Source organism: Pseudorhodobacter antarcticus, assembly GCF_900110135.1.
Lineage (GTDB): Bacteria > Pseudomonadota > Alphaproteobacteria > Rhodobacterales > Rhodobacteraceae > Pseudorhodobacter > Pseudorhodobacter antarcticus.
In genome coordinates, this window is record NZ_FOCO01000011.1 from 1 (window position 1) to 21,304 (window position 21,304).

The 21,304-nt window shown below is 57.8% G+C and carries 16 protein-coding genes, 1 tRNA gene and 1 pseudogene; 8 read left to right on the plus strand and 10 right to left on the minus strand.

The window, feature by feature from the left end:
• The 5 genes and pseudogenes from BMY36_RS19185 to BMY36_RS07450 form a co-directional block, all read right to left on the minus strand.
• Positions 1-275 (minus strand): transposase (locus BMY36_RS19185; RefSeq protein WP_139193968.1); only part of this gene is annotated, 275 nt, incomplete at its 3' end.
• A 317-nt stretch (positions 276-592) separates the two neighbouring features.
• Positions 593-1,519: pseudogene (flgK, locus tag BMY36_RS20425) on the minus strand (flagellar hook-associated protein FlgK); the annotation flags it as partial.
• Between the two features lie 12 nt (positions 1,520-1,531).
• Positions 1,532-2,839, minus strand: coding sequence for a flagellar hook protein FlgE (locus tag BMY36_RS07440; protein WP_050519588.1), 1,308 nt, complete (start codon positions 2,837-2,839; stop codon positions 1,532-1,534).
• Positions 2,840-2,955: 116 nt separating this feature from the next.
• The gene (locus BMY36_RS07445; protein ID WP_050519652.1) at positions 2,956-3,783 is read right to left on the minus strand and encodes a flagellar motor protein MotB; all 828 of its coding nucleotides are present in this window, start codon (positions 3,781-3,783) and stop codon (positions 2,956-2,958) included.
• 232 nt (positions 3,784-4,015) lie between these two features.
• Positions 4,016-4,100 (minus strand) — tRNA-Leu (locus BMY36_RS07450).
• A gap of 149 nt (positions 4,101-4,249) precedes the next feature.
• Between BMY36_RS07450 and BMY36_RS07455 the strand changes: the two genes are divergently transcribed.
• From BMY36_RS07455 to fzlA, 8 genes are all read left to right on the plus strand, one after another.
• Positions 4,250-5,236, plus strand: a complete 987-nt coding sequence (locus BMY36_RS07455) for a complex I NDUFA9 subunit family protein (RefSeq protein ID WP_050519589.1) — start codon at positions 4,250-4,252, stop codon at positions 5,234-5,236.
• A 16-nt stretch (positions 5,237-5,252) separates the two neighbouring features.
• Positions 5,253-6,059 (plus strand): undecaprenyl-diphosphate phosphatase, encoded by an 807-nt coding sequence (locus BMY36_RS07460; protein WP_139193969.1) that lies wholly within the window; start codon positions 5,253-5,255, stop codon positions 6,057-6,059.
• Positions 6,060-6,219: 160 nt separating this feature from the next.
• The gene (locus tag BMY36_RS07465) at positions 6,220-7,656 is read left to right on the plus strand and encodes an NAD(P)-dependent oxidoreductase (RefSeq protein WP_050519591.1); all 1,437 of its coding nucleotides are present in this window, start codon (positions 6,220-6,222) and stop codon (positions 7,654-7,656) included.
• Complete coding sequence (locus BMY36_RS07470; protein WP_231579710.1) at positions 7,656-8,396, plus strand: hypothetical protein; 741 nt, start codon at positions 7,656-7,658, stop codon at positions 8,394-8,396. The genes BMY36_RS07465 and BMY36_RS07470 overlap by 1 nt, the downstream gene beginning before the upstream one ends.
• Positions 8,386-8,763 (plus strand): hypothetical protein, encoded by a 378-nt coding sequence (locus tag BMY36_RS07475; RefSeq protein WP_050519592.1) that lies wholly within the window; start codon positions 8,386-8,388, stop codon positions 8,761-8,763. Before BMY36_RS07470 ends, BMY36_RS07475 begins: the two co-directional genes overlap by 11 nt.
• 46 nt (positions 8,764-8,809) lie before the next feature.
• Complete coding sequence (gltB, locus tag BMY36_RS07480) at positions 8,810-13,357, plus strand: glutamate synthase large subunit (protein ID WP_050519654.1); 4,548 nt, start codon at positions 8,810-8,812, stop codon at positions 13,355-13,357.
• Positions 13,358-13,458: 101 nt separating this feature from the next.
• A complete protein-coding gene (gene mtgA, locus BMY36_RS07485) occupies positions 13,459-14,166 on the plus strand; it encodes a monofunctional biosynthetic peptidoglycan transglycosylase (protein ID WP_050519593.1) in 708 nt (235 codons plus the stop codon).
• A 74-nt stretch (positions 14,167-14,240) separates the two neighbouring features.
• A complete protein-coding gene (gene fzlA, locus BMY36_RS07490; RefSeq protein ID WP_050519594.1) occupies positions 14,241-14,906 on the plus strand; it encodes an FtsZ-binding protein FzlA in 666 nt (221 codons plus the stop codon).
• 9 nt (positions 14,907-14,915) lie between these two features.
• Here the strand turns inward: fzlA and BMY36_RS07495 are convergent, their stop codons facing one another.
• The 5 genes from BMY36_RS07495 to galU form a co-directional block, all read right to left on the minus strand.
• Positions 14,916-16,304 (minus strand): nodulation protein NodH, encoded by a 1,389-nt coding sequence (locus tag BMY36_RS07495; RefSeq protein WP_139193970.1) that lies wholly within the window; start codon positions 16,302-16,304, stop codon positions 14,916-14,918.
• A gap of 2 nt (positions 16,305-16,306) precedes the next feature.
• The gene (locus tag BMY36_RS07500; protein ID WP_050519595.1) at positions 16,307-18,004 is read right to left on the minus strand and encodes a DUF5927 domain-containing protein; all 1,698 of its coding nucleotides are present in this window, start codon (positions 18,002-18,004) and stop codon (positions 16,307-16,309) included.
• Entirely contained in the window at positions 18,001-19,011 is a 1,011-nt protein-coding gene (locus BMY36_RS07505) for a glycosyltransferase family 2 protein (RefSeq protein WP_050519596.1), read from the minus strand. The genes BMY36_RS07500 and BMY36_RS07505 overlap by 4 nt, the downstream gene beginning before the upstream one ends.
• Before the next feature lie 62 nt (positions 19,012-19,073).
• Positions 19,074-20,303 (minus strand): glycosyltransferase, encoded by a 1,230-nt coding sequence (locus BMY36_RS07510; protein WP_050519597.1) that lies wholly within the window; start codon positions 20,301-20,303, stop codon positions 19,074-19,076.
• Positions 20,304-20,306: 3 nt separating this feature from the next.
• Entirely contained in the window at positions 20,307-21,203 is an 897-nt protein-coding gene (galU, locus tag BMY36_RS07515) for a UTP--glucose-1-phosphate uridylyltransferase GalU (RefSeq protein WP_050519598.1), read from the minus strand.
• Between the last annotated feature and the right edge of the window lie 101 nt (positions 21,204-21,304).

The following is a 21,304-nucleotide window of genomic DNA, read 5'->3' on the forward strand; positions in this document are numbered from 1 at the left end:
ATGAAAGACAACCGGTCGCGGACCTGATATTCGATCTGGTCGTCGGAAAGGTTGTAGAGCGCGCTCAGAACCAGCGTCTTGAACATCAAAACCGCGTCCATCGGCTTGCGTCCCGCGCGGGACTTGCGATCCGCATCCGGCTTGCGCCAGGCTCGCTCAAGGGTGGGACGGAACTCCTCCCACGGCACGACGGTGTCAATCTCGACCAGCGGGTCCTTCTTGGCATCCAGACTCGCGTAACGGTCCGAAAGATCGAAAAAACCCATCTGCGCCATCGCCGCATCCCCACCGCCAGTTCACTGTCCCACCATACCGCAGTGTGGGCGGTGGGGCAATTTATAGAGGTGCCCTTAAGTGTGTTTTGCATGGTCGAAAACAACGTGGATTGGCCAGCCGGGCCGGGGGCCGCAGCACCAATCCCATCGCGCAAACGCCACAATTGACCGCCCCGATCGGGGTCAACGGCGGCATTGATGCCAAGCCTGCTTGCCAAACCAACTTCATCCGTTGGCGTGAAGGGGCCCGTCGCATCGGTGAAAAGCCCGGCGGCGCCGCTGAGCAGTGTCGGGTCCAGTGCGGGATCTTGGAACCGGGTGACAAGGTCGCGGGCGATGGCATCCAGATTGGCCTGCGCGGCGGGGGCCAGCGTGTCGCGGATAGCAAATTCGGCCGCCAAAGATCCGCCTGCGATCTGCCCATTCGCCCCGGTGTTCAAGGGCCGCCCATTGATGCTTAAGCCCGATAGCGCGCCGGATGCTTGGGTCATATCTGGCGTGATTAAACCGACAGGCGTAAATTCCAGTTTTGCCGTTTTGCCATCCAATAGAACAGCACCGCCCGTTGTAAACAGGGCGATATGACCATTTTCGCGAGTCACTTCGCGCAGCGGCACGATGGAGGCGATACGGTCCACCAATTGCTGGCGTTGGTCCAGCAAGCCAGAGGTGTCGCGGCCTGTGCTGGACTGCGTGGTAATGTTGCGGTTCAGGTCCGCGATTGCGGTCAAGGCGCGGTTCACCTCCCCCACCTCGGTCGCGATGCGCGCGTCTGCTGTGCTGCGGGACGTTTGGATTTCGCCCGAAATGGTGCGGAATGTGTCGGTGACGGCGCGTGCCATGTTGAAAACATCGGCGTGGCGCGCGGCGCTTTCGGGCTGTGCAGCGGCGGCGATTAGGGCGGAGTCAAACGCCGCGATCCGCCCGGTCAGCGAGGCGTTATTGTCTGGCGTGCCGATCGCGGTTTCCAAGCGTTGCAAGAAATTGGCGCGTCGGTCCATATTGGCGGCATTGGCATCTGCGATGCGGCGGTCACCCAGCAAAACCTGATTGATTTCGCGGGTGATGCCATTCACCTGAACGCCTTGGCCCGCTCCGCCGACCTGGCGCGCCGAAATTTGAAGGTCGCGCCGACCGTAACCTTCGGTCAGCGCGTTTGCGATGTTGGAGGAGATGACTTCCGCAGACCTTGCGGCGACGGACAGTCCCGATAGTGCGCTCGACATGGATCCAGAAATGCTCATCCCGTTGCTCCCTTAACGTTTGATATTGGTGGTTTCCTGCAGCATTTCATCCACGGTTTGGATGACTTTTGCGTTGGAGGAATACGCCCGTTGTGTTTGGATCAGCGCGGTCAATTCCGCCGCCACATCGGTGGTGGACCCTTCACGGGCATAGCCGACAACGGCGCCTGTGGGACCATTACCCGCATTCCACAGAAAGAACGAACCGGAATCGGGAGAGGTTTGGAAGGTTTGGTTGTTCAGCGCGGTCAATCCGTTCAGGTTTGGCACATCGACCATCGGGATTTGATACAGGCGGCGCGTAAAACCGGTGTCATAGGTTGCGTTGATGTAACCGTTTTGATCCACCTCTACCGCTGTTAGGTTCCCGACGGGGGAGCCGTTTTTCGTGATGGCTGTTGGCGCAAAGCTGTCTGACAATTGCGTCAATGCGTTTGGATCACCCAACCGCCCAATGGTCATGGTCAAGGGGCCGCCAGCGACCGTCAACGCAAGGGTGCCATCAGTGGCGGAATAGGCCCCGCCCGACACGGCTGTTACAGAGGCAAGCGTGCCGCCCGACCCGCGCGTGTCGTCAAAGGCGAGCGTATATTCCCCAATAATCGCCCCCGATTGCGCGGAATCGCGGATGATCATGGTCCATTGGTTTGACGCACCTGTGGCGGGGACCGTTGGGGTGAACGAAATATCGAGGGTTTCGGACGTGCCGAGGTTGCCGAAATATTCGACAGACAAAGGCAGCGTGCCGCCCGTCGCATCTGCCACAGTGTTGGTCGCGGGCAGGTTCACCCCCAGTTTCATCGCGGTTGTGGGGTCGCCCGCCTGCTGGTTGGCGTTGATGGTGACAGGTTTCAGCCCCGACATGGTATCGCGCGGCAAAACTGGGATGGTGCCGTTTGCATCCGCAGGCCAGCCAAGCAGAACCAGCCCCGCCTCTGTACGCAAGACGCCGTTTGAATCTGGGCGGAACGACCCGGTTGTGGTCATCATCATGGAGCTGTTTTCGGCGTTGTTGGTCAGGCTTGCGATGGTTGCCACGGGCAGCATGCCCCGGCCCGATACCGCAATATCAAGCGCGTTGGACGTGCCAACCAATGCGCCGCGTTCATCAATCACCCGGCTGCTGGAGGCGCGCACACCGCCCGCTGAATAGGTGCCAGACCCTTGGGCCTGCGTGATGACCATGCTTTGAAAATCGGCATGCGCCCGTTTGTAGCCAAACGTACCCGAATTCGCGATGTTGTCTGAAATGGTTGCCAGGCGGGTGGCGTTGGCGTTAAGCCCCGCCACCCCGGCGTTGAGCGAGGAGGAAATCGTCATGTGATAGCGCCTTTCTGCTGCTTCGACCCTTGGTCAAAACCCAAAATGACGCGCGTGCCTTAAGATCCGCCTAATACCTAAAGTTTGAAGCGATCGACGCCCAAAACCTAATTTTTTCAACGGTTTCGTCGCAGCAAGACCACCTCCAGCCGGTTGTTGCGGATGGCCATGGGGTTAGAGGTGACCGGTTTTCGATCTGCAAACCCGCCAATTCTGGCAACCCGCGCCGAATCAATTCCGGCGTCTTGCAGCAAGGCGCGCATGGTCTGCGCCCGTGACGCCGACATGGCCCAGGCCGGGTTTTCCACCAAAGTGATCGGAAACGCCCTGACATGGCCGTTGATCGCAAGTTTGTTGGTGGTCATCGACAAAACGTCAACCAACAAGGCGGCAATTTCCTTGGCTACGGGCATAGGCGTGGCGGTGTTGCCATCAAAAAGGGGCATTTCCTCTAGATCGAAAAGTTCGATCACCAAACCTTCGTTGGTCACTTTGGTGACAACGTGACGCAAGGCTTGTTCCATTGTCATGCTTTCGCCGCCGCGCGCTGTCAGGGCCTCTTGCAAATCCTCTGCCTGCGCTTTCATTTGGCTAGCTTCGGTGCTTGCATCCTCACTTTGGCCCTGTTCGGGGGAATACATCGTGGCAGCACCCGCCCCGCTTTGGGGTTGGTCGCCAGATGCGGTGACGCTGTCGCCCGAAAACGCACCATCCCCACCACCCGATATTCGGTTCACCGGAATCGTCGGACTAAAATAATCCGCGAGCCCTTTTCGTTGTTTTTCCGTCGTCGCATTCAACAGCCACATAAGCATAAAGAAGGCCATCATGGCCGTCACAAAGTCAGCATATGCAACTTTCCACGCCCCACCGTGGTGCCCGCCGCCTTTGATAATCTTCTTTCGCTTAATGATGACTGGCCTGGCATTTGGTTGCCGGTCCATCACATCACCCATTTATTACACCCAAGACCAGTGATAGCCGACCGCGGTTAAGGTGATGTAAACCTGTACAATTTTTGTGATTATGGCACGGTGTGGCAAATGGTGTGAGAAATATCGCGGGCGGAGTAGCCAGGGGGCAGGGACCGAAAACCTGTCCCGCTTTTTCGTTGGTAGTTCAAAAAAGCGGGACAGTTTAGGAAGGGACCAACTGCAACGCAGCTTTTCCGGCGACTGGTGCCCAGGAAAGGACTCGAACCTTCACACCTTGCGGCACACGGACCTGAACCGTGCGCGTCTACCAATTCCGCCACCTGGGCAGGTGTCGTGAGGGGCGATGTAAAGCGGCGGTGATGCAGTGTCAACGGGCATCAAACAGAATCATGCGGCCTTTTGCTGCTTGTTTGAAAGCACGGGGGGGGATAAGCAGAACCCCAAGCAAAAAGCATTGCAGACGGGGGCACGACGGATGAGCAAACTGGTCACAATCTATGGCGGTTCGGGGTTTGTCGGGCGGTATATCGCGCGGCGGATGGCACAGGCCGGATGGCGGGTGCGGGTGGCCGTGCGCCGCCCGAATGAAGCGCTGTTTGTGAAAACTTACGGTGTCGTCGGGCAGGTGGAGCCGATTTTGTGCAACATCCGCGATGAAGCGTCCGTGCAGCGCGCGTTGCAGGGGGCGGATGCGGTGATCAACTGCGTTGGCACGTTTGATGCGCGCGGCAAGAATAATTTTGATGCAGTGCAGACCGAAGGGGCGGGGCGGATTGCGCGCCTTGCGGCGGCGGAAGGCGTGGCGCATTTGGTCCAAATCTCCGCTATCGGGGCGGATGCGACATCGAACAGCCAGTATTCGCGCAGCAAGGCGGCGGGGGAAGCGGCGGTTTTGGCAGCATTTCCGCAGGCCGTCATCTTGCGCCCTTCGGTGGTTTTTGGCACCGAGGATGGGTTTTTCAACCGCTTTGCCGCGATGAGCCGGATGGGGCCCGTTTTGCCAGTGGTTGGCGCAGCAACACGGTTTCAGCCGGTGTATGTGGATGATGTGGCGGCAGCGGCGGTTTTGGGGGCCACGGGGGCTGCGGCACCCGGGGTTTATGAATTGGGCGGGCCAGAGGCGGCGAGTTTCCGCGATTTGATGCAAAAGATGCTGTTGGTCATTCAGCGCCGCCGTTTGGTGCTGAACATCCCTTATTTTGCGGCGACGTTGATGGCGTCGGGGTTTGATCTGTTGTCCTTTGTGACGGGCGGGTTGATTGAAAATAAGATGCTGACCCGCGACCAAGTGAAAAGCTTGCGCGTGGACAATGTGGTGGCAGATGGCGCGCGGACCTTTGCGGATTTGGGGATTGCCCCGGTGACGATGGATGCGATGTTGCCCGAATATTTGTGGCGGTATCGCGCGTCTGGGCAATATGCGGCGATCAAAGACAGTGCCAAAAACCTGCGCAAACCCTGATCCGTGAAGGGGGCAGATTATGGCTGATACCACGCTGGCCGCGCTGTTTTTGGGGGTGCTGGAGGGGCTAACGGAATTTATCCCTGTCTCCTCTACCGGGCATATATTGCTGGCGGGGCATTTCATTGGGTTTGAAAGCAGCGGCAAGACGTTTGAGGTGGTGATCCAGCTGGGCGCGGTTTTGGCGGTGCTGTCGGTTTATGCGGCAAAGCTGTGGGGCGTTTTTGCGGCGGCCCCGCATGACCCTGTCGCGCGGCGCACGATATTGTCGGTGCTGATTGCGTTTTTGCCTGCGGTTTTCATTGGCGTGTTGGCACATGATTTCATCAAGACGGTGCTGTTTGAAAGCCCGCGTTTGATTGCGATTATGCTGATTTTGGGCGGAATTGTGTTGGTGTTCGTGGACCGGCTTGCCCCTGCGCCGCGGTATGATGATGCGATGAAGCTGCCGCTGGGGGTGGCGTTGAAAATTGGGTTTATCCAATGTTTGGCGATGATTCCGGGTGTGTCGCGGTCGGGGGCGACGATTGTGGGTGCGTTGATGCTGGGGGCGAACAAACGCACAGCCGCAGAATTTTCGTTCTTTTTGTCGATGCCGACGATGGGCGGGGCGTTTGCCTATGATCTGTATAAAAACCGCGATGTGCTGGATGCGGGCGCGGTGAATGAGATTATCATCGGGTTCATCGCGGCGTTTTTTGCGGCGGTTGTGGTGGTGCGCTGGCTGCTGGGATACGTCAGCCGCCATGGGTATGCGGTGTTTGGTTGGTGGCGAATCATTGTGGGCAGCTTGGCATTGATGGCGCTGTCGCTGGGGTATTGAGGGGTTAGGTTACGAGTGCTGACCTATTATCGCCAAGAAATTATTGCGGCGGCGATCGTTCTGTAAAAATACCATCATTTAGGTAAGCATTGCTGACTTTTATATTGATGCGGCGTAAAGTATCACTTCCCTACAATCACAACCCGCGGGGGAGAGCTTTATGGCCACGGAACGCATGCTTCGCTTCGTCACTGTCGCGCGGGAGATGCCCGAAAAGCGGCCGCCAAACCTGCGCGCCCAAGATTTCCACGAAATTTACCGCGATTATGCAGCGGATAAAGCGGCCGAGCAGGCGGCGCGGTGCAGCCAATGCGGCGTGCCCTATTGCCAAAGCCATTGCCCGTTGCACAACAACATCCCCGACTGGCTGCGCCTGACCGCCGAGGGGCGTTTGCAAGAAGCGTATGAGTTGTCGCAAGCCACCAACACATTCCCAGAAATTTGCGGCCGTATTTGCCCGCAAGACCGGCTGTGTGAGGGCAATTGCGTTATTGAAAATTCAGGGCACGGCACTGTCACCATCGGGTCGGTTGAAAAATATCTGACCGATTTGGCCTGGGAAAATGGCTGGGTAAAGCCGATCAAGCCGGGCCGTGAACGCACCGAAAGCGTGGGGATTATTGGCGCGGGGCCGGGTGGTTTGTCTGCCGCCGATGTGCTGCGGCGTGCGGGCGTGCAGGTCACTGTCTATGACAGCTATGACCGGGCGGGCGGGTTGATGACCTATGGCATCCCCGGTTTTAAGCTGGAAAAACCGGTTGTTATGCAGCGGGTGGAGCAGTTGGAAAACGCAGGCGTGCAGTTTGTGTTGAACTGCACCGTGGGCAAGGATTTGACGTTTGATGCGATCCGGGGCCAGCATGATGCGGTGTTAATCGCGACGGGCGTGTACAAAGCGCGCGACATTCAAGTGCCGGGCGGGGGCGCCAAGGAAGTGGTGCCCGCGCTGGCGTTTTTGACCGCGAGCAATCGCAAAAGCTTTGGCGATGATGTGCCCGATTATGACAACGGCACCTTAAGCGCGGTTGGCAAGCGGGTTGTCGTGATTGGCGGCGGGGATACCGCGATGGACTGCGTGCGCACGGCCATTCGCGAAGGGGCTGTATCGGTCAAATGCCTGTACCGCCGCGACCGCGCCAACATGCCCGGCAGCCAGCGTGAAACCCAAAATGCCGAGGAAGAAGGCGTTGAATTTGTGTGGCTTTCTGCGCCCAAAGGGTTCACCGGCGGCGATACCATTGACGGTGTGATGGTGCAAAAGATGCGCTTGGGTGCGCCCGATGTATCGGGGCGCCAAATGCCGGAGGTAATTGAGGGCGCGGATTACATTGAGCCTGCAGATTTGGTGATCACCGCATTGGGATTTGAGCCAGAGGATTTGCCGGGCCTGTGGGACCAGCCCGAATTGGGTGTGACCCGTTGGGGCACCATCAAGGCCGATTACAAAACCCATGCGACCAATATGCCGGGGGTTTATGCCGTGGGCGACATCGTGCGCGGGGCCAGTTTGGTTGTTTGGGCAATCCGGGATGGGCGTGAGGCGGCGGATGCGATGCTGGCCTATATCGCGCAGACCGCGTCTGTGGCAGCCGAGTGATGCTGCGCGGTGGGTTTGACGTGATGAAAGCTCTGCCGTTTTGTGCTGCCGTTTTGGGCTTTGCTTTGGGGGGTGTTGCCGCCCCGCAGGCCGCACAGGCGGGGTCGTTTGTGCCGCCACAAGGTTGCACGGCGTTTTTAACGGTGCAATCGCGGGCATGCCGCGTATCAACCTATTACACCTGCACGCAGGATACGCCGGGTGACCAGTGGCGCGCCGATTTCGACCAAGAGGGGATGTTTTTCCTAAGCCGGGTTGACCGTGAGGGGCAGTGGGTGGAAAGCATCGAATTGAACCCGACGGTGCGCCAAACGCTGGACGCGGCCCCCGAGGATCAAGCATCATTCACCGATCTGTTGGGTGGCATCGACACGTTTGCCTTTAACCTAAGCCGGGATAACGGCGAAAACAGCCGGGTGCGCGGGTTTGACCGTTTGACCGGGCAATCGGTGGTGATTGATGGCGTGACCCTGTCGCAAACTGAATTTGAATATGGCGAAACCGATACGGCTGGCACGCCGTTGCGGCGCGCGCGGGGTACGGAATACATCCACCCGGAATGGCGGTTGTTTTTTGCGGGCCCGACCGAATGGGACGGCGGCGAGGGGTATGTGCCGATGGACGGCAGCCCCGTGGAATTTATGTTTCCGGGTGAGCCGGGGTTCGCCGCCATGCAGCCCGTGTTCGAATGTGACGCAATCCTAAGCAACTATTCCAAAGGGGCTGCGGGTGGATTTTGAACTGGAAATAGGTGAGTTTTACACTTGCGAGCAAGACGGGTTCGAGCCTGTGGTGATCTGGCTGGGCCGTGTCGATTCCGCCGATGATATTGGTGGTGTGGCGGCCGAACCTGTGCTGAGCCTGATGATACGCGGGCAGGGCGAGGGTAGTGCGCTGATAGAAATGGCTCCGTTTTGGCAAGGCGTGGTGATGACGTCTGAATTTCTGGACGCCGATGCGTTTTACGTCGATGAAGCCACGTTTGAGGACAATTATCACACATGGCGCAGTGCCTATGACCAAGGCCACGCCTTTCCGTGGACGATGACGCCGAACGAAGTTTACGCCCAAATGCTGGACGTAATGGAGGCAGGCGACGATGACTGACCCCCTTGTGACCCCTTCTTGCACCCTTATCGACGGAGTTGACCCCATGACAAATACCCCTGTTTATGACGCCGCTTGGGTTGCCGCCGAGGAAGCAAAGCGCGCCTATATGGACCAGCACAGCCTGTACAAGGCCGAGGATGAACACGCATCCTGCGGCGTAGGCCTTGTGGTTGCGATTTCGGGCAAACCCAGCCGCAAAGTGGTGGAAAACGGTATTGCCGCGCTAAAGGCCGTTTGGCACCGGGGCGCGGTGGATGCGGACGGCAAAACCGGTGATGGTGCGGGGATCCATGTGCAAATCCCGGTCAAGTTTTTCTATGACCAAGTGCGCCGCACCGGGCATGAACCCGATATCAACAAGCTGATCGCGGTGGGCCAAGTGTTCTTGCCGCGCACCGATTTTGGGGCGCAGGAACGCTGCCGGACCATCGTTGAAACCGAAGTTTTGCGGATGGGGCATTACATTTACGGCTGGCGGCATTGCCCGGTGGAAACGGCCGTACTGGGTGAAAAAGCCAATGCGACCCGGCCAGAAATTGAGCAGATCCTGATCCGCTGTGACAAGGATATTGACCACGACCAGTTTGAGCGCGATCTGTACATCATCCGCCGCCGGATTGAAAAAGCGGCGAACGCGGCGCAAATCGCGGGCTTGTACCTGTGCAGCCTGTCCTGCCGGTCGATCATTTACAAAGGCATGATGCTGGCCGAACAGGTTGCGGTGTTTTACCCCGATTTGATGGACCCGCGGTTCGAATCCGCCTTTGCGATTTACCACCAACGCTATTCCACCAACACATTCCCGCAGTGGTGGTTGGCCCAGCCGTTCCGCATGTTGGCCCATAACGGTGAGATTAACACCTTGAAAGGCAACGTGAATTGGATGCGCAGCCATGAAATTCGCATGGCATCTAACAACTTTGGCGAAATGGCCGAGGACATCAAACCAATCATCCCGGCAGGCGCATCCGACAGTGGCGCGCTTGATGCGGTGTTTGAGGTGATGGTGCGGTCGGGCCGCAATGCGCCCTTTACCAAGACAATGCTGGTGCCCGAAGCGTGGAGCAAAACCACGACCGATATGCCAAAAGCATGGGCGGATATGTACGCCTATTGCAATGCCGTGATGGAGCCGTGGGACGGTCCCGCAGCCCTTGCGATGACCGATGGGCGCTGGGTGTGCGGGGGCCTTGACCGCAACGGTTTGCGTCCGATGCGCTATGTCGTGACGGGTGACGGGTTGCTGATCGCGGGGTCCGAGGCGGGGATGGTGCCGGTGGATGAAACCACCATTCGCGAAAAAGGCGCGCTTGGGCCGGGGCAAATGATCGCGGTCGATATGGTTGAGGGCAAGCTGTACCGCGATGGCCCGCTGAAGGATAAACTGGCCGCAGCACAGCCGTTCGGCGACTGGATTGAAAAAGTGGTCGAGTTGAACGATTTTCTGGCCAACCTGCCGGAACATGCGTGTTTCACGGGCACCGAACTGCGCAAGCGCCAGATCGCCGCTGGGTATTCGCTGGAGGAGTTGGAGCAGGTTTTGGCCCCGATGGCCGAGGATGGCAAAGAAATGATTGCGTCGATGGGTGATGATACGCCCGCCGCCGTGCTGTCCAGCATTTACCGTCCGCTGTCGCATTTTTTCCGCCAAAACTTTAGCCAAGTCACCAACCCGCCCATCGACAGCCTGCGCGAAAGCCGGGTGATGAGCTTGAAGACCCGGTTTGGGAATTTGAAAAACGTGTTGGATGAGGACAGCAGCCAGACCGAGATTTTGCTGCTGGAAAGCCCCTTTATTGCCAACGCCGAATTTGACGCGATGATGCAGCATTTCGGGTCGAGCGTGTCGGTGATTGATTGCGCATTCCCGCCTGATGCCCACCCGGACCGTTTGCGCCAGTGTTTGGAGCGTATTCGCGCCGAGGCCGAGGATGCCGTGCGGTCGGGCGCGGGCCATTTGGTTTTGACGGATGAACACCAAGGGCCGGACCGTATTGGGATGCCGATGATTTTGGCGACCAGTGCTGTCCATTCGTGGTTGACGCGCAAAGGCCTTCGGACGTTTTGTTCGGTCAATGTGCGGTCGGCGGAATGTATCGACCCGCATTATTTCGCGGTGCTGATCGGCTGTGGCGCGACCACCGTGAACGCCTATTTGGCGCAAGACAGCATTGCGGACCGCATTGATCGTGGCCTGATTGATGGTAGTTTGACCGACGCGATGCGGCGGTACCGCGCGGCGATTGACGCGGGCCTGTTGAAAATCATGTCGAAAATGGGGATTTCGGTGCTGTCGTCCTATCGCGGCGGCCTGAACTTTGAGGCGGTCGGCCTGTCGCGCGCGATGGTGGCCGAATATTTCCCCGGTATGCAAAGCCGCATTTCGGGGATTGGCGTGTCTGGCATCCAGCACAAGTTGGAGGAGGTTCACGCGCGCGGCTGGCAAGGTGGCGCGGATGTGCTGCCGATTGGTGGCATCTACAAAGCGCGGCGGTCCGGTGAAAAACATGCTTGGGAAGCGCAAACCATGCACATGCTGCAAACGGCCTGCGACCGCGCCAGCTATGACATTTGGAAACAGTTTTCGGCGGCGATGCGGGCCAATCCGCCCATCCATTTGCGCGATTTGCTGGACATCAAAACCCTTGGCAAACCCGTGCCGATTGAGGAGGTGGAAAGCATCACCTCCATCCGCAAACGGTTCGTGACGCCCGGCATGTCGCTGGGGGCGCTGTCGCCCGAGGCGCATAAGACATTGAACATTGCGATGAACCGCATCGGCGCGAAATCTGACAGCGGCGAGGGCGGCGAAGATCCGGCACATTTCCTGCCCGAGGCGAATGGCGATAACCCATCCGCCAAGATCAAGCAGGTCGCATCGGGACGCTTTGGCGTCACCGCCGAATACCTGAACGCGTGCGAGGAGCTGGAGATTAAAGTCGCCCAAGGCGCCAAGCCGGGTGAAGGCGGGCAGTTGCCTGGCATGAAAGTAACGGCGCTGATCGCGCGCTTGCGCCATTCCACGCCGGGGGTGACGTTGATTTCCCCGCCGCCGCATCACGACATTTATTCGATCGAGGATTTGGCGCAGCTGATTTATGACCTGAAACAGATCAACCCCCGCGCCAAAGTCACCGTGAAATTGGTGTCGAGTTCGGGTGTGGGCACGATTGCGGCGGGCGTGGCCAAGGCCAAGGCCGATGTGATCTTGATTTCGGGCCATAATGGCGGCACCGGGGCCAGCCCTGCCACGTCGATCAAATACGCAGGCCTGCCGTGGGAAATGGGCCTGACCGAAGCGCATCAGGTCCTTTCTATGAACAACCTGCGCGAACGTGTGACCTTGCGCACCGACGGCGGTTTGCGCACGGGGCGTGATGTGGTCATGGCCGCAATGTTGGGGGCCGAGGAATATGGCATCGGCACCGCCGCCCTGATCGCGATGGGCTGCATCATGGTGCGCCAATGCCAAAGTAACACTTGCCCGGTGGGCGTCTGTACCCAGAATGAGAATTTGCGCAAAAAGTTCACGGGCAACGCGGATAAGGTCGTCAACCTGATCACCTTCTATGCCCAAGAGGTGCGCGAGATTTTGGCCAGCATCGGTGCGCGGTCGATGGATGAAATCATCGGACGGGCGGATTTGCTGAGCCAGGTTTCGCGTGGGTCGGCGCATCTGGATGATCTGGATTTGAACCCGCTGTTGATCACCGTCGATGGTGCGAACCGCATCACCTATGATCGGTCGCGCCCGCGCAATGCGGTGCCGGACACGCTGGACGCCGAAATTGTCAAAGACGGCGCGCGCTTTTTTGAAGAAGGCGAAAAGATGCAGTTGTCTTATGCCGTGCGCAACACGCATCGCACCATCGGCACGCGCGCATCCAGCCATATCGTGAAACGCTTTGGCATGCGCAACACGCTGCAAGAGGACCATTTGACAGTGAAACTGTCAGGGTCTTGTGGGCAATCGCTGGGTGCGTTTGCGGTGCGCGGGATCAAGCTGGAAGTGTCGGGCGATGCCAATGATTATGTTGGCAAAGGCCTGTCGGGCGGGATGATCGTTGTGCGTCCGCCGATGTCCAGCCCGCTGGATGCGTCGCAAAACACCATCATCGGCAACACGGTTCTTTATGGTGCGACAGCGGGTTTGCTGCTGGCTTGTGGCCGCGCGGGCGAACGATTTGCAGTGCGCAATTCGGGCGCGTCCGTGGTGATTGAAGGCTGCGGCACCAATGGGTGCGAATATATGACGGGGGGTGTGGCTGTCATCCTGGGGTCCATTGGCGCGAATTTCGGGGCGGGGATGACCGGGGGGATGGCGTATTTGTATGATCCCGAAGGTGTGGCCGAAGAGTTTATGAACCTTGAAAGCCTTGTCACCTGTGCGGTCACCCATCCGCATTGGGAGGCGCAATTGCGCGGGTTAATTGAACGCCATGCGGCGGAAACCGGCAGCCAGAAGGCGCAAGCGATCCTGAATGATTGGGCGAACGAGCGGGTGAATTTCCTGCAAGCCTGCCCAAAGGAAATGCTGGTTCACATCCCGCATCCCTTGAGCGATGAGCGTGAGGCGGTCCCTGCAGAGTGATCAACGCTGGCCCGGCGGCATGTTTCGCCGGGCCATTTTGCCCGATCACCGCTTGCCCGATCACCGCTTGATTGCAGCGGGGCTTCATGGCTTAACGGGGCATGGCAAAACGTAGCAGCAAACCCAAAAAGATCCGCACGCCGTGGCGTTGGGCCCTGCGTTGGGCGTTTCGCGGTGCCCTTGCCTTGGGCGGTGTGATGCTTGCATTTGTGCTGCTGTTTGCCGTGCTAAATCCGCCAACCACGGTCTATATGTGGCAAGAAGGCCAGCGTTTGGGGGGTGTGCAGCAAGACTGGGTGGATTGGGACGATATTGCCCCGGTGGTGGCGCGGTCGGTTGTGGCGGCCGAGGATGCCAATTTTTGCCTGCATTGGGGGTTTGATATGGGGGCCATTCGCGCCGCCATTGACGAAGGCAGCAACCGTGGCGCATCGACGTTAAGCCAGCAAGTCGTCAAAAACGTGTTTTTGTGGCACGGGCGCAATTACGTTCGCAAAGCTGCCGAAGCGGTGATCACGCCCGTGATGGAAACGGTTTGGTCCAAACGGCGGATTTTAGAAGTTTATCTGAATGTGGCGGAGTTTGATGAAGGCGTGTTTGGAGTCAAAGCCGCCGCCGCCCATTATTTTGGCGTTGCACCTAGCGCGTTGACGGCGGTGCATGCGGCACGGTTGGCGGCGGTTTTGCCCGATCCAAAGGGGCGCAATGCCGCAAACCCATCACCAAATTTGCGCAAACGATCGGCGGCGATATTGGATGGGGCCGAAACCATTCGCCGGGATGGAAGATCGGCTTGTTTTGAAGGTTAAAGCCGATGTGGGATTGAATTTTCCGCCCATTGGCAGATAAGAAGCCCAATTGCCCTGTTGAAGGTTGCCCCGCGATGAACCGTCTTTACCATTTCCCCTTGTCGCCGTTTTGCCGAAAGGTGCGGCTGACCTTGGCAGAGAAAAAGCTGGAGGTGGAGTTGGTGGAGGAGCGGTATTGGGAACCTTCCGCCGATTTTTTGCGCCGCAACCCGGCGGGTAAAGTGCCAATCCTGAAAATGGACAGCAAGTTGATGACCGAAAGCCAAGCGATTTGCGAGTATCTGGAAGATTCGATCCCGACACCCACCTTGATGCCGCGTGATGCCGATGGACGATTTGAGGTGCGTCGCTTATGTGCTTGGTTTGATGATAAATTTCACAAAGAAGTCACCTCGAATCTGCTGTACGAGCGGGTGAATAAAAAGGTGATGAAGCTGGGGTATCCCGACAGTAAGGCCGTGAAATTTGGGGCGCAGCGGATCAAATACCACCTTGATTACATGGCATGGTTGCTGGACCAACGGCGCTGGCTGGCGGGGGATGTGATGACGCTGGCAGATTTTACGGCCGCCGCGCATTTAAGCTGTTTGGATTATATCTCGGACGTGGATTGGAACCGGTCGGCGAATGTCAAAGATTGGTACGCGAAAATCAAATCGCGCCCGTCGTTTCGGCCCTTGCTGATGGACCAAGTGCCGGGTTTCCCGCCGCCGTCGCATTATGCCGATCTGGATTTTTAGACCTAAACGCTAAACCCAATCTTTGAAACCATACCCCATGTAGTCGCGGCTATAGGCGTCGCGCGCAGCCGCCTCCACCGCAGACGTGTAGATTTGGGCGAGCAGGTCCAAGGTTGGATCTTGGTGGAGGGTTAGAGGCGGGCAATCCGCGCCAATTTCAGATGCCAAAAAGCCAAGGCCCATGGCAAGACTGTCCTCGCGCAGCACAAGGTCTGGGCCTTGGAACTGTGCAAATCCTTGGATAACGGCGGTTTGGCTGGCAAAATGCGGGTCAATGCGCAGGCCAGTCTGGCCCGCGAGGTTGAGTTTCAGGAACCGCAAAAATTCGATAAAGATTTGGCGATGCTCCTCAATAGGGAGGGTAATGCCCGGCTTTGGCAGCGCGACCTTATAGCTTTTGATCAACGCCTCGCGGATATGCGGCAGGGCCCCGGTCAGGATATGGGTGCAAAACGCGGTATGGGCGCGCGCAACGGGGTGGCGCAGCACGGTAAAACTGCGGTGTTGGGGATGTTTGCGCAGCCATTGGCGCAGCGATTTTTGCCCAAAATCACCAATCATCGGGCCAAGGCCCTGCAACCACGCGGTCACGGCCCCTTCGGGACCGCCGCGCAGCGGCATGTAAAGCGCGGCCCCTGCAGCCATAAAAGACGGAATTGCGGGCGCGCGGCGGGGTTCAAAATTGGGAGTGCGCGCAAGGTTGAAACGGTCCAGCCGCGCCAAAGCGGCCAGCATTTCATCATAGTTTTCAACTTTTTCCGAAATATCTTCGGGGTTTTGCTTTTTCAGCGTGTCATCCGGCGCCTCCAAAGCACCCTGCACTTGCAAAAACCGCGCCAGACCGTTCAGCACATCCGTGTCGTTAATATCCTCATAGTCGATATAGAACGCTGTTTGCCCGCTGGTTTGCAATCCGTGCATCAAGGCAAGTTGAAAATCCTGCAACTGCGCCAGATGTGCGGTGAATTCATCCGCATTGAACACCGCTTTGGCGGTCTTTAGACGCTTTGCTTGGGTCAGTTTCCACTGCCCGGTGGCCTGCGCGATTTTCCAGCTGACATAGCTTTCGACCGGATTGCGGGTCAAAATGATCTTGGCGCAGCGGGGATCGGCCAAAACGAGTGGCAAAACGCGGGGGTCGTGATCGTGGAAATAGCGAAAACCCGACAGATCGGTGGATTGGGCGTGCATTGCGGTTAGCATGGTCTTTGGGTCCGCCTCACGCGCGGCAAGGGTGATGCCAAACAACGCATCCCGGTTCAGTTTACCGATGAAATGCGGGTTAAACAGCTCTCCGTGGCAGGCAATGCCGGGCAGGGCGTTCAGGTTCGCCTCAAGAAAATTGCTGCCTGTGCGCATTTCAGCGAACAGCACGAAACTGTCAAATTTTCGATCCACAGCTATTTTACCAAATAGGGCCGGCCTTTGCGGGCGGCGTTTTGTTGTAGGTTATCATCCACCGGAAAATCGCCCATCAGCATCGGTTGCATGCCTTGATTGCGCAGGTTTTGCAAGAATTGACCAAAACCCTTCAGGTCGGCCATGCGCGGTGCCTCGGTCAAGCGGCGCAGGGCGCGGGGGCTGATTTCATCGACGATGGTTTGCAAAGGCTCCATCGGGTTTTCGACAAATTCGGCAAGGTTCCAAATCCGGCAGCGCGCCTTTGTCCACGGGCTGCGCAGCACCAATAAATGTTCCTGTTCCAGCCGTTGCAGGCGCGCCGCCTCTTGCCGGATTTCAGAGAAATTGAGGTTGGACCGGAACAAAGGCACGGCCCAAGCACCTGAAATCACAGAGATCGTGGCGTTCGGGTCGCTGCCCAATTGCCAGTTTATTTCTTGGTTATCGGCGGGGCCAAATTGGAAACATTGGCGTTCACCGCGCGTGTTCCACAGCAAATTGGCCAGAAAACTTTTGGGGTTATAGTCGCGCAACGCCGCCGAATTGGACATAGCCCCGTTATAAATGGTTTCACCGCCGGAATATTCCACTCGTTCTAACGAAAATAAATGGCCATGCACCCGCGTGCCGGTCATTTTGCCCAGCCACGGTTCAAAATTTTCAAACAGTTCCGCAAACCCTTCGAACACGGAATAGGGTGATGCACTTTTGCCATTTTCCCAATCTTCATTCGGGAAGCGGCTTTGCATGTAAAGGCCGGACCGGCCTTTGGTGCGCCGCTCCACCGCTTTGGAAAACAAGCGGTCAATTTTGCCGGGGTGGGGTTCGGCGGCGGCTTGGCCTTCCCCCTCTTTGGTCATGAAAACACGGTACAATTTTTTCGCATTGGGCCAGATTTTGCGGGCAACAAAGCAATCGGACCGCCGCAAAAGCTGCAGGTGATCATCATAGAAAATATGCGGTTTGCCCTGAAAATCGAATTTGGACAGGGTCAGGGACCGACTTTCCACATTGGCGGAATAGCGGCGCACCAGGGTTTGGAAATAGGATTCGTCCGGGATCCACACCCGGCGGAAATAGCGGTCAATCTCGGCCCGCTCCGGATCCTCGAGAATGGCGGAGAGGGTTTGACGGGTCAGACACCACCATTGGCTGCCCAAATGTGGCACAACGCCGGGGGGCACGCGGCGTTTGAAGCGAATCAGGCGTTGCAGCCGGACATAACCATCAAACAAACGGCGTTGTTTGCGCCACGAAAAGGGAAACCGCAGGGTAAAGCGTTCGACATCCAAACCGCCAACGGTCCAGCCGACATCGGCGGTGGTGACAGATTCGATGAAATCCGTGCGGGGACGTTCCTCAAGATAAGCGATGAGTTCACGGACGGGGCGCAGCGGCAAGCAGGACCCGGATGCAAGATAGACATGGCGCACGCCGGGAAAATCCCGCAACAAAATACTGGCGGCCCCTTGGGTTGCGGCCACGATGCCCCAAGTGCCCCATTCGCAGGCAAACCGACCGGAAAACCGCACATCGGGCAGGTCAGCCAGCGCTTTTTGCAGCATGTCAAAATCGGCTTTGCAAACGCGCTGGTCGACATGAATGACCACGGGGCAATCGCGTTCCACCCAATGGCGCGCCACCTGTGCTGCACGGTCCAGTGCTGTGTGACACAGCATCACGATGCCAACGCTCATGCCCAGTTACCTTTGGACATCAGGCCCAAAATTTCCAGTTGGCGCCAGTTGATGTATTTTTCAGACCATTTGCACCACATATCGGGGCTGTCGTTCATCGCGGCTTTGTAGGCTTTGTATTCATGGCTGTTGGCGTAATGCTGGCCGCGACTCATCTCCTCCTCCGCCTTGGCGGCGAAGGTATCAAGGAATTTGGCATGCAGCAGGCAGCCGCTGGCCTTTTCCCCGCCCCATTCGTCATAGACAAGGTTAAGGCCGCGCGGCAGCAGCATATGCGTGGAGGAGGCATAGGCGTAGCGGCGGCTCCATTTGACCAAAGGCGTTTTGTTCAGCGCAGGCGCGCGTTCCGGTTTATCGGGGAAAAACATGCGGGCGCGGGGGCCACCTTGTATCCACAGGTTGCCATATTTGGGGTTGCGCGTGATGCTGTAATTGCCGCTGTCAAACCACTGGGCAATTTCAAAAGGGTCCTGCCCTTCGCGGTAGGGTTGCGCGCCAATCGGGCCTTTGGGGTACATATCCAACAGCATCGCCGAAAACGATTTGATGGATGACGCATCCAGCCAATCGGTCAGCGCACGCAATGGGCGCGTATCGGCAAACGGATAGATGAAAAACTCATCCGGGTCGACAACCAGCGTCCAATGGTCATGGCCATAGCGCATTTGCAGCCAGTTCAGCCAATCAACCCCAAAGCGGGACCGCTTGTAGCTGTGTTTACTGTGCCAAACCGAGACATCTTTTTGATCTTGGAGATATTCAAGCGAGCCGTCATCGCTGCCATTGTCCACGATCAAGAAATGGTTGATGCCCAGGTCGCGATAATATTTCAAAAAGAAAGGCAGGCGCACGCGTTCGTTGCGCAGCGTGGAAAACAACAGGATATCGGCCTTTTTGATCGCCCTTGTGCGATTGGCAACGGCTTTCAGCTCCATCCGCTTGCGGAAGGCGCGAAACAGCCAGCGTTTGCGCGCAAGCCGAAGCCGATATCGTGAAAATATGCTCACACGTTACTTTCCATAAAGCCGTCCCACCTTTTGGCGCAGCACTGTCCACTGGCTAACCACTATCAGGCAAGGTTTAACACTGTGTTGAAATGATCCGCCCATTGCGGCAACCGCAACGCCCTCTTTTCTTGCCTGTCTTGCGCACTCTTTCCATCCGTTAGCCGGATGATTGTTTCCAACCAAGAATAACTGTCCTCTAGGCTTGCGTAAACGGGGTAATCGCCCAATGTTTCACGATAAATTGGCAAAGGTGGCAGAATAACCGCTACACCAAGGCTTGCGGCCTCCAACGGGGGCAGTCCGAACCCTTCGACATGGCTGGGAAACAGCAGCGCGCTGGCGTTTTGCAGCAGGCCTGCGACGTGATCATCGGGCAGGTTTGGCAGTTCAAACACGGTTTGGTCATGGCGGTGCAGGGCGTCGAGTCGCGCAAACACCGCCGCGTTTTCCCAGCCACGACGGCCCAGTATCAGCAAATCGGGGATATCGGCGCCGGGCATGGTGCGGTGCATTTGGTCCCACAGATCCAGCAAAAAGCCGTGGTTTTTGCGCGGCTCGATGGTGCCAAGGGTCACGAAATAGGGTTTGGCGCGGGGCGGCAGGGTGGTGGGGTGCAGCGCGGTTAGGCCCAAAGATGCGACAACCCCCGGCGGGATGCGACCGTGGCGGGCCAGATGGGTTTCGGTTTGGTGGCGGGTCACGGCGGCAGAATGGATCACCAGATCGGCATGGGCCGCCGTTGCAGCCAGCTTTGCGTCAAACCCCGCGATTGTGCTTGCGCGGGTATATTCAGGATGGTCCAGCGGGATGGTATCATGAAGCAGCACGGACACTTGCGCGCCGCTGGATTTGATCGTGGCAAGGGTTTTGTGGGACAGGTTGGCGTGGCCTGTGTTCAGATATGACACCCCGCGCGGCAGATGGGCCCGCATCATGTGCCCCAAGCGGTGCGGCAGGGCACGCGCGATGGCAAGACGGCGCAGGGCAGTTTCCGCGCGCGCCAAAATGGGGTCGCGGCGCCGGGTAAGGCGCGACAGCATATCGGCAGGCGGCAGGGGGATTTGCCCCGACATTAGGCCAGAAAACGCCTGCATGCCGGGACGGCCCAACAGCAAAAACCCCATCTTGCTGCGCAACAGCGCAAAGCAGGGGCAGGGATGCGCCAACAGATGCGCCAAATAGGCAGCCTCCACCCGGTCTACCCCGGTCGGTTGCCCTTTGCCCAGCCGCGACAACAGCCGGGTCAGGTCAAGCAACCGGGCCGCAGGGGGCAGCCGGGTGGGGGCAAGCATGGTTTACTGCGCCGCCTTTTGCTGCGCGATCACGTCGTGCAGGTAGTCGCTGAATTCCGACTGCAGGTCGGGCCGGGCCAGTGCAAAGGCCACGGTGGCCTGCAAAAACCCCGCTTTAGACCCGCAATCATAGCGCTTACCACGAAAGCGATAGCCGTAAACCGCCTCTTTGCCGCCAATTTCCTGCGCGATAGCATCGGTCAACTGGATTTCGCCACCTGCGCCCTGCTTCATCTGGTTCAGGTTGGTCAATACTTGGGGTGACAAGATATAACGCCCGATCACCGCAAGGTTTGATGGCGCATCTTCGGCCTTTGGCTTTTCCACCATACCTTTGGCGCGCACGATCGACCCCATATCCTCGGCCACGTCCAAGACGCCGTAAGCGCTGGCCTTTTCGGGGGCGACCTCCATCGTGGCGACCATGTTGCCGCCAGTTTCGGCATATGCCTCTACCATTTGCTGCAAACAGGGTTTTTCGGCTGCGATCACGTCATCGGGCAGCAAGACGGCAAAAGGTTCGTTGCCGATCAAGCGGCGGGCACACCAAACGGCATGGCCCAGACCCATCGGGCGGTTTTGGCGGACATAGGCGATGGCGCCGCTGTCCATGTTGGTGTCTTTCAACACCTCCAAAAGCTCTTTTTTGCCCGCTTTGCGCAGGGTCGATTCCAGCTCTGGTGCGATGTCAAAATAATCCTCCAACGCTGATTTTCCGCGTGAGGTGACAAAGATAAATTCCTTGATGCCCGCCGCCCGCGCTTCATCAATTGCATATTGGATCAAGGGGCGATCCACCAAGGTCATGATTTCTTTTGGAATGGATTTCGTCGCAGGAAGAAAACGCGTTCCCATGCCTGCAACCGGAAAAACAGCCTTTGTGATTTTTTTGATCTTCATCTTGGCACACCTAACTATAGTTTAATCGAAGGAGACACTCGTTCATGCGACCTTACACCTCGGTTACAGCTATTACATCTAATTGGGGTGAAATTTTGGCA